This window comes from Streptomyces sp. P17, assembly GCF_032436805.1.
GTDB lineage: Bacteria > Actinomycetota > Actinomycetes > Streptomycetales > Streptomycetaceae > Streptomyces.
Map to the genome: position 1 here is coordinate 14846 of NZ_JAVRBF010000057.1, position 14439 is coordinate 29284.

Annotated in this window: 13 protein-coding genes and 4 tRNA genes; all 17 read right to left on the bottom strand. The window is 71.9% G+C overall.

What is annotated here, in order from left to right; genetic code table 11:
• Nucleotides 1–334: 334 nt before the first annotated feature.
• The 17 genes from RMT89_RS30700 to RMT89_RS30780 all read right to left on the bottom strand — a co-directional run bounded on the left by RMT89_RS30700 (nt 335) and on the right by RMT89_RS30780 (nt 14246).
• The gene (locus tag RMT89_RS30700; RefSeq protein WP_315887027.1) at nt 335–973 is read right to left on the bottom strand and encodes a hypothetical protein; all 639 of its coding nucleotides are present in this window, start codon (nt 971–973) and stop codon (nt 335–337) included.
• 408 nt (nt 974–1381) lie between these two features.
• On the bottom strand, nt 1382–1726 hold the full coding sequence (locus RMT89_RS30705) for a hypothetical protein (RefSeq protein ID WP_315887028.1): 345 nt from the start codon (nt 1724–1726) through the stop codon (nt 1382–1384).
• Between the two features lie 36 nt (nt 1727–1762).
• Nucleotides 1763–1833 (bottom strand) — tRNA-Glu (locus RMT89_RS30710).
• A gap of 55 nt (nt 1834–1888) precedes the next feature.
• Complete coding sequence (locus RMT89_RS30715; protein ID WP_315887029.1) at nt 1889–2308, bottom strand: hypothetical protein; 420 nt, start codon at nt 2306–2308, stop codon at nt 1889–1891.
• Between the two features lie 123 nt (nt 2309–2431).
• Nucleotides 2432–2503 (bottom strand) — tRNA-Arg (locus RMT89_RS30720).
• Between the two features lie 167 nt (nt 2504–2670).
• A tRNA-Ser gene (locus tag RMT89_RS30725) sits at nt 2671–2740 on the bottom strand.
• Nucleotides 2741–2999: 259 nt separating this feature from the next.
• Nucleotides 3000–6641 carry a hypothetical protein gene (locus RMT89_RS30730; RefSeq protein ID WP_315887030.1) on the bottom strand — a complete coding sequence of 1214 codons (3642 nt, stop codon included), beginning with the start codon at nt 6639–6641 and terminating at the stop codon, nt 3000–3002.
• A gap of 139 nt (nt 6642–6780) precedes the next feature.
• On the bottom strand, nt 6781–7281 hold the full coding sequence (locus RMT89_RS30735) for a hypothetical protein (protein ID WP_315887031.1): 501 nt from the start codon (nt 7279–7281) through the stop codon (nt 6781–6783).
• 184 nt (nt 7282–7465) lie between these two features.
• Entirely contained in the window at nt 7466–7849 is a 384-nt protein-coding gene (locus tag RMT89_RS30740; RefSeq protein ID WP_315887032.1) for a hypothetical protein, read from the bottom strand.
• A 114-nt stretch (nt 7850–7963) separates the two neighbouring features.
• A complete protein-coding gene (locus RMT89_RS30745; RefSeq protein ID WP_315887033.1) occupies nt 7964–9097 on the bottom strand; it encodes a hypothetical protein in 1134 nt (377 codons plus the stop codon).
• 64 nt (nt 9098–9161) lie between these two features.
• The gene (locus RMT89_RS30750) at nt 9162–9533 is read right to left on the bottom strand and encodes a hypothetical protein (protein ID WP_315887034.1); all 372 of its coding nucleotides are present in this window, start codon (nt 9531–9533) and stop codon (nt 9162–9164) included.
• 205 nt (nt 9534–9738) lie between these two features.
• Nucleotides 9739–9810: transfer RNA gene (locus tag RMT89_RS30755), tRNA-Arg, on the bottom strand.
• A 575-nt stretch (nt 9811–10385) separates the two neighbouring features.
• Nucleotides 10386–11270, bottom strand: a complete 885-nt coding sequence (locus RMT89_RS30760) for a hypothetical protein (protein WP_315887035.1) — start codon at nt 11268–11270, stop codon at nt 10386–10388.
• Nucleotides 11271–11488: 218 nt separating this feature from the next.
• The gene (locus RMT89_RS30765) at nt 11489–12226 is read right to left on the bottom strand and encodes a hypothetical protein (RefSeq protein WP_315887036.1); all 738 of its coding nucleotides are present in this window, start codon (nt 12224–12226) and stop codon (nt 11489–11491) included.
• A 506-nt stretch (nt 12227–12732) separates the two neighbouring features.
• Nucleotides 12733–13122: a hypothetical protein gene (locus tag RMT89_RS30770; RefSeq protein WP_315887037.1), complete on the bottom strand. Its 390-nt coding sequence runs from the start codon at nt 13120–13122 to the stop codon at nt 12733–12735.
• Nucleotides 13123–13344: 222 nt separating this feature from the next.
• Nucleotides 13345–14112 carry a GGDEF domain-containing protein gene (locus RMT89_RS30775; protein WP_315887038.1) on the bottom strand — a complete coding sequence of 256 codons (768 nt, stop codon included), beginning with the start codon at nt 14110–14112 and terminating at the stop codon, nt 13345–13347.
• Nucleotides 14112–14246 carry a hypothetical protein gene (locus tag RMT89_RS30780; protein ID WP_258404940.1) on the bottom strand — a complete coding sequence of 45 codons (135 nt, stop codon included), beginning with the start codon at nt 14244–14246 and terminating at the stop codon, nt 14112–14114. The genes RMT89_RS30775 and RMT89_RS30780 overlap by 1 nt, the downstream gene beginning before the upstream one ends.
• Nucleotides 14247–14439: the final 193 nt, after the last annotated feature.

The following is a 14439-nucleotide window of genomic DNA, read 5'->3' on the forward strand; positions in this document are numbered from 1 at the left end:
GCCAGGTCGGATTCCGGGCAGAGCAGCAGGTCAACAGCCCTGCGCAGCAGGGAAGCCACCCGATGACGACGGGGCGCAGCAGCGGGCACGGCAGGGACAGAACAGCACGTCGACCAGCCGGGCCGGCCGCTGGCCGGCGGTGGGGGCGGTGCCCCCAACCGGAGGCCGCGCGGGGATGAAGGCCCCGCGGGTCCCTTCCGGGACCCTGGTCGGGCGGGTGCGGGACCGGGGCCGCTGGCCCCGGCCGCAGGGGTGCTTCGGGGGGGAACCGGACCGGCGGTCGAGGCCGTCGAGCCGGGCCCCGGAGCGACCGCTTGCCGACCGGGCCTGCTCCTCACCTATGGCGTTCGCCCGGCCGCGGGATGCCGAGCACGAACCGCATCCCCTCCCGCAGCGAGGCGTCCTCCTCGGCAAGGACACGGTGCACCAAGTCCTCCGAGGGCCCCCATTGCGGCGGGGGGCTGCCGTAGTGGTGGCGTGCTTGATCGTCGGCCCGCAGTTCGAAGCGGGCCATGCCTACCCCGCCCGGGTCGGCGTCGACCAGGGCGTTGAGCGTGTCCCACCCGGGCGGGCCCGGCAGCGGGTCGGCGACGAATACGTAGACGCCGATGTCCGCATGGACCAGGACGTGACCGAGGCCGTGCGGGAACGGGTCCGGCACGGGCAGCTCGGCGCCCTCGGCCAGAGCCAGTTCGAGCGGATGGTGCCGCATCCGGCCCCGTGTGCCGACGAGGGACAGGTACGTGCGTTCACCACCGCGCCGCTCCGTGAGGTAGTGCGCCATGTGTTCGTGCATGCGCGTCACGCGGATGAACTGCCGGTACTCGGCGGCGCCGGCCCGGGCTTCCGTGGAGGCCGGGTCCGGGTGGTGCCACCAGGAGATGACGACGGGGACGTCCTCGCCGCTCTCCGGGGACTCGGTGATCTCGTACGAGGTGTAAAGGTGATCAGGCTCGTAGCCAGAAGGACTCACGGAATGCTCCACCACAGGGATCGTCACGGCACGTCCGGACACGAAGGTGCCCGGAGACCCCCGCATCGGCGGGGACAATCCCCGTAGCGCGACGGGGAGCAGAGCCCAGTTGCCTGGGCAGGCGGCCATCATGGCATGACCCGCTGACAGCGAGCAGCAGAGGCGACAACGGCCAGGCGGCGGCGCGGCCGGGCAGCACGACGTCGGTGGGGCCAGCACGCGGGCCGTAACGCCAGCCGACGGCAGAAGCAGCACGGAAGCCACCTGATGACGACGGGGCGCAGCAGCGGGCGCGGCAGGTACAGAGCAGCACGTCGGCCAGCGGGGCCGGCCGTCGACCAGGCGGTGGGGGCGGTGCCCCTTGTCGGGGGCCGCGCGGGGGCGAGGGCCCCGCGGGTCCGCAGAGGATCAGTAGTCCAGGAGGGGGCCGTAGTGGTGCTGGTGGAGGTCGATGGCCTCGTGGATGTCGGCTGCGGTGAAGCCGCACGTCACGGGTGTGAGCGTGCCGTCGGAGAAGTCGAGGGAGATGTCGAGCAGGACGGCCAGCAGGTCCTGGAGGTCGCGCGGGGGCAGAGTCAGGGTGTGGCGGGCGCTGCCCGGGAAGAGCTGGGCGGAGACGAGGTGGGCCAGGCGGTGCCAGTGCGGATCCCACCGGCCCAGGAGATCGGCGCACAGATGGCGGGCGATCGCGGTGGGCAGGGTGACGATCGGCGCGGCGAGCATGGCGTTCGGCCGGCAGCGGTAACGGGCCACAAGGTGCTCCTCACGAAGGGCGGCGGAACGGGCGGGTGCTCCTGCGGGGGCTCGCACCCCGTTTCCCGGCTTGAAAGACTGGTGCCTTACCCACGGACCACAGGAGCCGGCAAAGGGCCGGGCCCGCCGCGCGACGGCGAACGGCCCGGGCCACGTTGTGTGTCAGCCCTCCGCGGCGGTCCGCAGTGCCGGAGGGTTGTCGCGCACGAACTGGAGGAACCAGTCCGGAACCTGCCCCAGTTCGGCGTGGTAGCGCGTCCAGATCTCCCGGACGGGAAGGCGCCGCAGGCGCTCGTCGGGCAGGACCTCGTGGCCGGTTACCTCGATGCTGTTCCAGCGGGGCGTGGCATCGCCGTCCTGGAACCAGCGCACGCGCAGCCGGATGGGCCTAACACGGTGGCTGTCCTCGCCGTCCTCGACGGTAAAGTCCGGGCCGCACTGCCCCTGCCACACCTTCTCGTACGTCCGCTGCGGCGGCTTGGCCGTCATCGCGTTGTCGTACTGCACCACCTCGTCGAACCGCTCCACGCACAGCGAGGGCGTGAACCGTGCGGGTACGGACGGGCCGTCGGCCAACTCCATGTCCTGCTTCCTTTCCATCACAGCGCAATCGGTCTTCCCCGGCCCCCTCACCCCTGCGCACCGCCCTGCGGCGCGACAGCCGGGCCGCGTGCCGCCACGACGGATGCCGCGACAAGGCCCTCGTACTCCTGCGGGGATTCGAACCCCGATTCCCGGATCCGTAGTCCGGCGCCCTATCCGTTGGACGACAGGAGCATCGATCCGCAACGCCCCGCACAGCGGGAAGCGAGTCGGTACACGGCCCTCAGGCCGTGCGGGTCGCATGTCCGCGCCGCGCGGGGCGGCGCCGCAGGCCCCCGGGGGGCAAGGGCCTGCGGCCGGTCCCTCCCGCCCCGGGCGGGGGACGAGGAGCGGAAGGAACCAGTGAGCCGGTGGGAATCGAACCCACTCCTCCCTCTCTCCGAGGGGGTGCACTGCCTACACCGCGACTCCAGGAAGGAGCTATCTCCCCTTCAACCCGGAACGCTGGCCAAGCGTCCCGAGTCCGAATGTGGGCCACCGGGGAGGGGCGACATCAGCCTTCCGGCCCGCCACCCCGAACCCCCGATGACTCTTAAAACTATACATGCCACGAGAGCGACACGCAAGCCATAAGAGACAAGAACCGGAAGCGGCAACAACACCCCACCAACAACACCGAAGGGCACCGGCCGGCCGCCCCCAACCCGACCCTCATCTACATCGGCGTCAGCTAGCGCGCATGGTCGCCGGCCGCCGGGAGGGCCAGGAAGTCAATCAACGGGAGACCCGCTGCGGCACGCTCGCGGCACCGCCCGCACCGCGCCTCAACCGGATACACACCCCGGCAGTCCCGGCACGGCGCCGACTTCTCCGCCCGCCGCTTCTCTTCGGCCTGGCGTTCGCGCCGGTCCTGGATGCGGGCGCGCGCACGGATCCGCTCGCCCTCCTTGCGGGACTCTTCCGCCCGCTCCTCCCACCGTTCCACGGCCTTGCGGGCAGCTGCCCGGCGCCGGGCTTCTTCCCCGCCTCCCGGCAGCACGGGAAGCGCGTTTGCGTCCTGGCCGTCCTTGCTGTCCCACTGCCGGGCACGGCGTGCCTTGCGCACGGCCGCCATGACTTCCGCCTCCGACCGGAGCGCCCCGGGGGCGAGATCAACTTTGCGCAGGGCTTCGATACCGTCGGCGGTCGCCACGACCAGCCCGGACGAATCCCGGGCGAGGAACCCAGCACCCAGCAAGAGGCGCACCCGCTCGGCCTTGACGAGCTTGCCCCTTCGGCCCACCGCCCCCAGCGCGCGGAACTTTCCCCCGGCCTCGGGGATCAGGTGACCGGCCGCCGCCTTACGGACCACGTCCGCGAACTCACGGGACCATCCGAGACCGGCCACCACACGCGCCGCCTCGCCTGCCTCCAGGGCGCCCGCGCCACCCGGCACGGCGACGGGCGCTGCCTCGATCGCCAGCCGCACGGGGGCCGCAGGGAGCGCGAGCCGTACCGGCACAGCCTCGGCGCCCGTCGCAGCACGCCGAACAGGCGCGGACCGGTCCTCGTCCCACTCCCCGCACCGCTCCCACCCGGCCGCCACCAGCGCCGTGTCGGCGTCAGCGCCGGTGAGGGCCGCCACCTTGAGAGCCTCCACGCTGGCCGTCGTCGCCACATGCTCGGCCGCGCTCACATGTTCATCCCGCGGACCGCTGACATGGACCCACAGCCCCGCCGCGCCCGCATTGAACATGTACGCACGCAACGGCGGAGCGTCGAGCGGTGCCAGCGCGTCGTCACCAGTTGCCGGCAGGGGGAGATCTCCATGTTCGGCATCCCCCTGGCCGCCCTGGGTGGCCGCATTACGCATCGCGTACGCCCGGGCCTCCTCTGAACGGTGTGCGTCGTACGCCTCCACCGCCTCACGGGCGATCACCAGAGCAGGCAGAATCTCTGCGCGCACCATCGCCGCGCCGCCGGCGGTGCCTTCGGCCTCGGCCGCACGCGACATGAGCGGCTGCACATCCGCCGTCGCCGCCTCGGCAACTTCCCGCGCATACGGGTTGCTGTGCGGAACGTCTCCGCGCTCCATGCGGTCCTCCGACCACACCCGCGACACCGCATCCCGCTGCGCCCGGCACTCCGCCATGACAGCCGCGTACGCCTCCGCCTCGGCCGGGGGGTCGTCGGGGTGCGGCTCCTTCGCCACGACGGCACCGGCACCGGCCGCGACGACGTCCACCACCGTGGCGAACCCGTTCACGGGCGGCCCGTCGTCGTGGGAGGTGACCAGCACGCCCCGCCGCCACACGGCCGGGTCGTCCGCCGGGGCAAGTCCCGCCCCGTCGAGGGCTGCCGCAATGTCCCAGTCGGTCACGTGCGCCAGGTCGGGAGCCTGCTCACCCCGGAGCCCGCGCGCCCGAACCGGCACGTACCCGCCATGCACCGCGCCGCAGGTGCACACCAGTCGCATGACCACGCCGGGCGCCTGGTGATACGCGATCACCTCGGCCCTTACGGGGGCCGGACGCTCAGCCGCATCGAGGGCGGCGCACTCGGCCTGTCGGCGCGCGATGACATCGTGCGCTTCTTCGATGGCCTGCCCGTCCCACTGGCGGCACTCCTCGGCCGCCGCCTCCGCCGTCTTCGCGAGGTCTTCCATACGCGCGCACTCGCTGATGTAGTCCGCCAGGTACCCGGCGTCGCGGTAAACCTGCGCCGAGTCGGCAATCTGCCCGGCGGACCGTCCCGCACGCGCGGCCTCCTCGTACGCTTCCTGACACCACGTGAGGAACTGCCAGCCCTCGTGTCCCTCCCCGGCCTCGCGGCACGCTGCCTCGGCGACCTCCACCGACTTGGACGCCAGCCGGACGGACCCCACGGTGCGCGCATGCGCATCCTCGAACCGGGCAACAGCCGCCGCCCATGCTGCGGCCGTGACACCGGCCGCCTCGCGCTCGGCGCGCGCCGTCTCGGCGCCCTGGCGTCCCGTCTCGTCCGCCTCCCGGCGTGCATCGGCGCGCTCGCCGGCGCGCCGGGCATCCCAGTGCAGGGCGGCCTCGAAGTCCTTTACGCCCTCGTACGCGGCCTGCGCCGTCTGAAGTGCCTCCCACTCGGCCGGGGCATGCTCGGCAAGCTGCGTCGGCTCCCCGTAGGAGATGTGCGGGTACTTCGACCAGTCCGCCAGCGCCTTACGGTCGTTGGCCGTGTTGAACCCCCGGGGGTTCTTCCGCACGGCCGCCGCCGCCTCACGCAGACGCTCCGCGCCGCGCCCCTCGATGCGGTCGACGACGGCCATCGTGAACGCCACGGCCGCCGAATCGACACGATCCCCGGCCATGAGCGCCGCCTTCGTGAACCGCGACGGGAACGAGACCCGACGCTCGCTGTTCCGGCTGGCCGACCAGGCGTCGTACTGCGCCACGAACGACAGCCCGGCGTCGCCGTTGCCCGCGTGCGCCTGCCCCTGGTAGTCGGTGTGGCCGTCGAACCAGCTACACCAGTCCCTGGCGGCATCGTCGAACATGACGATCAGGCCCGCGTATCCGCGCGCCGTCGGCTCACGGCCGACCTCGGCCAGCCGGGCACGCCACGCCGCCTCCTGCGCGTTCAGCCGTTCCTGGGCCTCAGCGATGATCGGCGCGGCGAGTGCTTCCCGCTCCGCACGGGCCGTCGCCTCGGCGATACGTTCGGCGGCTTCCTTGACGTGCTGCCCGGCCAGCACGACCACCCGGCGCCACGAGGCGCACCCGCGAGCGTCGGCGCCGTCGGTCTCCGTCAGCCACGCGCGGGCGGCCTTGACGGCGTCGACCGCCGACCGCTCAGCGTCGCGCGCTTCCGCATAGGCAGCCGACGCCAGGTCGACCGCCCGCGCGCCCGTGGGGGTGGAGCCGTCCAGGGTGTTGAACGCGTCCCGCGCGACCGCAAAAGCGGCCGTCACCTTCGATACGGCGGCGTCCATCTGGCGCACCCATTCCGCAGCGTCACGGCCCCACACCGTCCGCCCCGTGCGCTCGTGCTCACGGTTCACCGGACGCGTGCCCTTGACGGCCTCCCGTACGGCCTTGAATCCGTCGCTGGAGGCAGACCCCAGGTACGAGCCCTTGTCTTCCGACCACGCGCACACGTGCTCTCGCTCCTCCAGACCCGCGCGCACCATCACCAGCCCCGTGATCACGACGGCGCGCGCCCACGTGCGACCCGTCCAACGGCGCTCCACGCGAACGTCCCAGCCAAGCTCCGCCGCCTCCTGGACGATCAGCCCGGCGTTACGCGGCATGCTGGCCAGCATCTCGGCGCCGGCCGGCCCGGAGACGGCCTGAGCATCGCTCGGCTTGCCCTCGGCGACGGTCGCCGGGACCGCATCGTGGTTGGTGGTAACGACTGACATGATCACTTCCGTTCTGAGATGGGGGCGCTTGCTCGGGAGTCGGACGCGTAATGCCTGCGGCGGGTCGGTCGCCGCGGCGTGCGCCGTCTGGGCGGCAGCTGGCCGGGCAGGAAGGGAGAACCAGGGGGCGAGGGACCGCTCAGGCCCAGGTCACTGCGCGCCCCTGGGCGGCGCACCACACGGCCAGGTCGTGGAGTTCGGTGAGGCGGTCCTGGAGGTATCCGGCCGGGCGGCCGCAGTCGATGAAGCGGCCGTCCTGCACGGCCGGGACTCCCGCGTCGGCGGGCTCGAGGGCCAGTGCGATCAGGCAGTGGCCGAGGAAGTCCTCGGCCGCCGCGTGGCCGGTAAGGTCGCCGAGTTCGTCCGCCAGGCCGAGCACCTCCAGGACGCGGCGCGCGTTGGCGTTGGCGAGGTTGACCTCGGGGACGTCTCCGGCCGGGTCGAGACCGATGACGAACGGACGGCAGCGGCCCGGGTACTCGCAGCCGGGCAGTTCGACGAGGTTGGGCTCGGCCGGGTAGGCCGCGCAGGCCGCCTCGTAGGTGGCGTAGGGCGTTGCGGCGGCCTTCGCCGCCGGGCAGCAGCAGCTGATGATGAACGCCTTGCTGGGGACGTGGGCGGCGGTGAAGGTGACAGACATTGTGCGCTCCTCGCTCCCGGCGGCCCGTTCCGGCCGGCCCCGTGTTGACTCTTAAGACTCTACATAAGGCGGCACGAGAGCGCAAGTCATAAGAGACAGGATCGAGCGGGGCGCCCTCGCCGAGGGGACGAGGTCAGCCAACGAGCACCAGCGGGCAGGAGTCTGGCCGGTCGGGCCAACCGGTTCAGCCGAGTGCCGCGACCCGGCTCTCGGCGTCGAGAACAGCCGCCGCGAGCTCGATGTCGTCGCCCAGGTCGATCCCCTTGCCCGCCAGGTCGGCCAGGAGGTCGCGCGGCGCTGGGTCCTCGCCGCGGTCCGCCTCAGCGATGTGCCGCGCCACCGCCGTACGCAGCGCGGCCGCATCGGTCTCTGCGACCGCCAGGCGCAGGAGCACGGGCGCCAGCTCAGTCCGGCACCATCGGCCGAACTCCCCGTCGGCGTCGCCGGCCCGGGCGACGCCGGTGAGGCCTCGGGCGACACGGAGCACAGCGTCGAGGGACGCAGGCTTGCCCGGCCCCAGCAGAGCGGCGAGCTCGGCGAGCAGATCAGTTGCGCCAGGGTTCGACAACGACTCTCCAGATCGGAAAAGGGGATGGTGGGGGCGGCGGGCGGCTCGTACCGGCGGGGGGACGGCGAGTGGCGAGACAAGCAGGTCGCCGGTGCATCGCCCCGAACAAGCGGGTCACGACTGTGCGGCGCCTCTACTGAACACAGCCCGGCGCTTCAGCAGGCCGTACCGCCAGGCATGCTCCAGGCCGGTCTCGGAGTCGGGGAACGTCAGGCCGTAGTGCCACGGGTGACGCATCATGCCGATGATGCCGAAGCCACCGAAGTTGTTCCCGACGACGAGGGTCACGTAGTCGCGGCTCTTCGTCGTTATGAAGGCTATGGACCACGGCGTGGCCTCGTCGGCGCCCCAGCGGCGGTTGACGGCCAGGTTGAACGGCTCGGGGTTCCGGAAAGGTGCAGCGGCGCCGAGCGCCCGTCCGAACCAGTGGACGAAGTCCTCGGGACGCTTCTCGGTGAACGCGGACAACGCCGTCTCAAGGTTCTCGGCGACCTCAGGCACACCGGTGGGTCCGTGCGTGAGGAAGGGGCGCAGCTCCCAGCGGACGGCGGCGATCACCTCCGTGGAGCGGACGGGGTACTCCCGACCAGGTACGACGAGTTCGTAGGGCGCGGTGCGCTCCCAGTTGGTGAGGCGGTCCTCCGCCTCAGGGTCTGCGAGCGCGTACTTCTTTGCGGCGGGACGGGGCTGGCGCCTCACGGGCGCCGCGGCCTGGCGCCGGCGCTGCTCCCGGGCTCGGCGGTCCTGCGCGCCGTCGATCCAGTCGCGGCAGACGGAGCAGGAGCTGTCGGTGTCCTGGATGACTATGTGCGGGTCCCCCGGCCACGGGGAGGGGCCCGTTGCCTTGCAGCAGGCGGCGACGGCGGCCCGGGCCGTGTCGATGATCACTGCGGCGGCCTCGTCGATCGTGTCGGGCAGGCGGGCGCAGAGGGTCTCGAAGTTCAGGACCTCACGCGGGTCGTCGGCGCTGAACCCCGCCGTGAACCCGAGGCCGTGAGGAGCGCCGAGGAACCCGCTGCCGCCGTCACTTGCGACGAAGCCGTTGGCGGTCAGCACGGCCGCGACCGCACTGGTGCGGCAGGCACGACCGCTCGCCGCGCACAGCCGGTCGTCCGGCATCCAGGCACGCTGCCAGTTGCCCTTCAACACCAGACGGCCCGCGCGGACCTCGGCCATTCTGGTCTTCCAGCGGTCGGCCAGCTCCCACGAGGCGCGGGCTTCGGCCGGGACAGTGATGCGGGTGGTCATGTGCGGCTCCAAAGCCGTTTGGGACTGGGCGGGTTGACGGGAAGGCGGTCGCGGCGCGGGCGGTCTAGGACGCTGCCGGTCGACGCCGGTCGATCGCGGCGAGACGCTCCACCAGGGCGGCGACCTTGGCGCGCCCCTTGTCGGCCGCTTCGCTCACCGTGCGTTCCACCGCCTCACGAAGCACGTACGGGTCGCTGAAGTCGCTCGGCCACTCGACGCGGGCCAGCTCGACGCCGCATTCGGTGACGGTGCCGATCACCAGGACGTCGTCCGGGCCGCTCTCGTCCTCCCGGTACCAGGGCTTGTCCTGGTCCGTCAGCCGCCGCACGTGGATGTCCACCTGGAGGCCCTCGTGGCGGAAGCGGCACCGGCCGTCGAGGCCGAGCCGGAAGCCCGGATCGAGCGACGGATTGGGGTGAACCTGCTTCAACTCCACTGCACGCAACTCCTGTTCAGCCTTCGGACGGCGTCTGTTGCCCGGACATCCCGTCATCCGTCCGTCCCGGGAATCGCTTGGCCCCGGGACGGACGGGAGTTCGGCGAGCGCGCCCCGGGTCGGGACCCTCACCCCTGCGCACCGTCGTACGGCGCGGCAGCCGGCCGCTTCCTGTCATGGCGGATGCCGTGGCAGGAGGGCCTCGTACTCCTGCGGGGATTCGAACCCCGGTTGCCGGATCCGTAGTCCGGTGCCCTATCCGTTGGACGACAGGAGCGTCGATCCGCAACGCCCCGCGCCGCGGGAAGCGAGTCGGTGCACGGCGTTCGGGCCGTGCGGGTCGCATGTCCGCGCCGCGCGGGGCGGCGCCGCAGGCCCCCGGTAGGGGGAGCGAGGGCCTGCGGCTGGCTCCTCCCGCCCCGGGCGGGGGACGAGGAGCGGAAGGAACCAGTGAGTCGACGGGAATCGAACCCGTTCCTGCCCCCCGGCCCGCGTGAGCGACCACGCGGGGTGAGGGGGCCGTGCAGCACCGAACACCGCGACTCCAGGAGGGAGCGACCCTCCCTTCAGCTCTGGACGTGGATCAGACGTCCAGGCCTACAGCCATCGGGGTGGGGCGACATCAGCCTTCTGGCCCGCCACCCCGAACCCCCGATGACTCTTAAGACTATACGCCATTCGGGAAGGGGGCGCAAGCCATAAGAGACACTCGATAGTGGATGCGTCCGGGGACTCCGCGCACGCCCCCTCCCTGCGAGCCAGAAGGGCGAGACGCTGGGGATGTGGACGCGGGGCGCACCGTGCCGACGGTGGCCCGGGCTAGTCGTTGTGACGGCACCAGCACGGTCGGCGTCAGCCCCCGCGCCGGAGTCGCTCCACCAGCGTGCGCCGTTCGGCCGGCTCGCGCTCGATCGCCTGCCGCAGGACCGTCATGTCGAGGCGGGATTCCACAGCCTCCCTCACGAGCGCGGCCAGGACGTCCGGGCGCAACGCTTCGGCCTGTGTCGTGGCGGCGCCCGAGAAGGCGCGCCGGTCCGTCGTGCTCGGCGGAGCCGTGGGCAACCCGTAGGCGACCACTTGGTCGGGTGTCACCGCCACCCGTACGAACTCGACGTCGGCGCCGCCGGCCGCGGCGAAGGCGGCGACGTCCTCCGCCAGTGCGGTCAGGATCCATTCCCCGCTCTGGTCGTAGTCCCCGACGTGGAGGACGCAGGTCCTCCTGCCGTCGGTGACGGCGCGCTGGGCGGCGTTGTACTTGCCAGCGAGCCCGTCGAATCCTCCGCCGGAGTAGCAGGCGATGCCGTACTCCCGGCCGACGCGGACGAGTTGAGGAACCATCCCCTCGGTCTCTGACCAGAGCTCCAGGCGCACCGTCTGGCCGTGCTGGCGGTCGACGCGGTACGACGTGGCGGCCGCTTCCATCGTCCGCCAGAAGTCCTCGGGTCCCGCGAAGGAGGGCGGAGCGGCGACGGCGACCTGTTTGTCGTCCCGGATCGCGTCCCAGGGGATGCGGCCGGAGCGGCGGGCCATACCGACGTACTCGCACATGCGCTTGTAGTCCTGCCGGGTCTTGGCCAGCACTCCTTGCCCGTGCAGGACGTAGTAGATCTGCCGGAGCGTGACCGGCAGGTAATCGGCGTAGGCGTCCAGGACGGCCTCGACGGCTTCGAGAACGCGCCGTGTCTCCCGCTTGGGCCGCCATTGCGGCTGCGGCCCGCGCGGACGCTTATCCGGCACCGCACCCACCTCCAGGTCGTCTCCTCCCAGAGTCCGCCTAGGCGTCCTTCCGTCTCAAGGGCGCGCGGCGGCAGCACAGAGTTCCGGGCCGGCGCCCGGCGCCGGGCGGGTGCGTCCTGGCGATCCCAGTGGGCCCGCGCGGGCCGGGCGGAGAGCTCGGGACGCAGTTCGGGGCCGACCCCGTACGGAGCCGACCCCGAGCGGTGGGCAGTCGTCTCTCAGTGGAAGCCGGACCGGTCGGCCGCGCGGTGCGCGCGGGCGCTGGCGCGCAGACGCCACGCCTGCCCCTCGGGCGGCTCCATGGGCTCGAATTCGCTGGTGATCCGCACGCTGAGCGTCTTCAGCACCTTGGACGGCCCGAGGATCGTGTAGTCGAAACGGTGGACCTCTTCGAGCGTGGCCCCCGGTCCCAGGTCCACCGTGTCCCAGTGACGGCCACCGCACTCGCAGCCGACCCGGGCGACCGTGCGCCCGTCCAGGGGGATGAGCTCCACCCAGTAGGGCACCCGGCGGCTGCAGTTGGCGGACCTCGCCTGGGCCCCATCGTCCCTCGTGATCTCGGACAGCCACTGTGGAGCGCTCACGAACAGCGGGGCATAGCGGTCGACGTCCCCGATCCGCTCCGGGGTCTGGTAGTCGGCGCGCAGCGCGAAGTAGACGGCCCTCGCGATCTCCTCGTGAACGAGGCGGTCGCGCGCGGTGCGGACGGTGACGGGCTCCTGCTGGGGCGCGCTCCTCCATTCGGTGCGGGCTTCACGGACGCGGACGCCGTAGTACCAAGCGGAGCCGTTGCCGGAGGCGAGGTTCGCGCGCACGGCACGCTCCAGGGCCGGAAAGCCGGCGGGCCTGCGCATGATCTCTTCGGCTTCGTCCTCAGTGATCACGCCGGCCTTGACGTACGGCTCCACAGCGTCGCGCGCGGCGCGCTCGGCCCGGTGCATCGGCGGCTCGGTCAAGAGGGGGTTCCTTTCGTCTCAGGTGTGAGCGGTCATCACTCCGGCCGCGACCCTCGTCGGCCGTAGCGGTGACTGGAGGGAGGGCGTCCAGAAAGGGCTGCGCGGTCGTGGGCGCGGGGGATCAGGGACAGGCGATCGACCGGCTGGATCCGTGCTGTGCCTTGAACTCGGCGGCCAGGCGCTCGTAGGTCGCGATGTCCTCGGCATTGCCAGGGTGGTTCTGGCGGACGAGCGTGGTGCCGCCGGGATTCGGTTCCTCGTCGAGGTAGGCGTCCAGCGCGGCCTCCCATCTGGGGTGTCCGGTGGAGCAGAACCAGAAGGCGTCGTCAAAGTATTCGACGCTCCACTCCGGGTCGAATTCCTCGTCGCCGGGGTCGTGCGTGTAGCCGAAGCGCCAGAAGCCGATGCTCCAGGTGCCGTCGGCGGACTGCCAGGTGACGTTTTCGCGGCTGCAGCTCAGGGGGGCGTTTCCCTTCGGGCGGATGGCAGTAGCGCTGCCCGGGCGGTCAGCTCCAGTCGTGGACGAGGAGCCAGCCGGGCGCGTCCAGCGCGCGGCCGGGCAGCGCCGCGGCGGCGCGGAGCACGACCTTGTCCCGCTCGGGCGAGGCCTCGAGGTCCTTGGCCGACTTGCAGGTGCCGGGCGGCAGTTCCTCGTAGCCGACGCCGATGACGACCCGGTCGTCGCGGTGCCCGTTGCCGCTGACGGTGTACAGCTGGACGTCCTCGTCCGTATCGTCCTCGCGCCGGCTTCGGCGCAGAGCCTCCAGGCCGTCGTAGACGACCGGCCAGTCCGTCTCAGCGAGTTCGACGCCGTACACCGCGTAGAACGAGTGGTCCAGGCTCAGGGTGGGTCTCCTTGATCGAGTCGAGGCCTGGCGGCCGGCGGGGCGTGACACCGGGCCACGCGGGCGGGATGCCCTGCCGCCGGGGGTTGTGGTCGGCGCCCTCGGGGCCCCGACCACAACCCATTTGACTCTTAAGACTATACAGACCGGCTCGCCGGAACGCAAGCCATAAGAGACATGTTGTGGGGTTCGCGGCCGATACGGCGTCACCAGGGGCAGCGGGCGGGCTCGCGGGCGGTCAGCAACGCGAGCGCCGCACCCAGGAAACCTCCGTCAGCGCCCGGCCCGGCGGGCGAGGAGATGCCGGATGGGCCGGGGGACGACGCGGGCCAGGCGGCGGCCGCGGCGGCTGCGCCCCTTGGCGGCGTACATCTCGGCGTCAGCGATCTTCAGCAGCGCCGAGAGCGGGTTGGCCAGGTCCTCGCCGGTCAGATCGGCGGTACGGGCCAGGCCGATGGAGGCACCCACGGAGATGGTGCGGCCCCGGTAGCGCACGGGCGCGGTCAGCAGGGCACTCAGACGCGCGATCCGTGCGGAGAGCTCGGGACTGTCAGCCATGGCCACCACGAATTCGTCGCCACCGAGGCGCCCTACGGCGTGGCCATCGGTCGCGGCCCAGTCCGTCATCCCTGCCCCGATGTGGGCCAGGATGGCATCTCCGGCGTCATGGCCGAATCGGTCGTTGATCGGCTTGAATCCGTCGAGGTCGATCAGGAGCACGACGGTGGGCCCGTCGGCAATCACATGGTGAGCCTGCGCGGTCCAGGCCGCCCGGGTAGGCAGGCCGGTGACCGGGCAGGTGCGGGCCTGGGCCAGCTGGCCGGTCAGGTCTGCGTTCTGGGACCACAGCTTCTCGGCGACCGGGAGGACCAGGGCGAGCGTCTGCCGTAAACGCTGAGGGCTCACCCCGTCCCGAGCGAGATCGCCGCGAGCGCGGTCGAAGGCGGCACGGGCGTCGGCGACGACGGCGGCTCCGTCCGCGCGGCCCGACGCCTCAGCGCGGGCGGCGGCCGTGCGGGTGGAGTGCGTTGCGGCGGCCATCAGGCGTCCCGCCGCGCGTCGCCCTGCCACTGACGCTTCTCGCGGCGCTTGGCGATCCGGCGGACCGTGCGATCGTGCGAGCGGCTTCCGCGACCCTTGTGGCCGTAGTTCAGGGTGTGGCTGCGGCGGAGCATCCCGCCCCCTTCCTCTCGGTGACTCTTAAGACTATACAGAGATCCACACCGCAATGCAAGCCTTAAGAGACACTTCCCGGAAATCCGCATCCCCCGTCATGGCCGACGGCCTCGCCGGAAGCACGCCTCACACCGGGACCGCAGATGATCAGGCGGACCGCCCGGGAGGGCGCTCAGCGCCTCAAGAAACGGA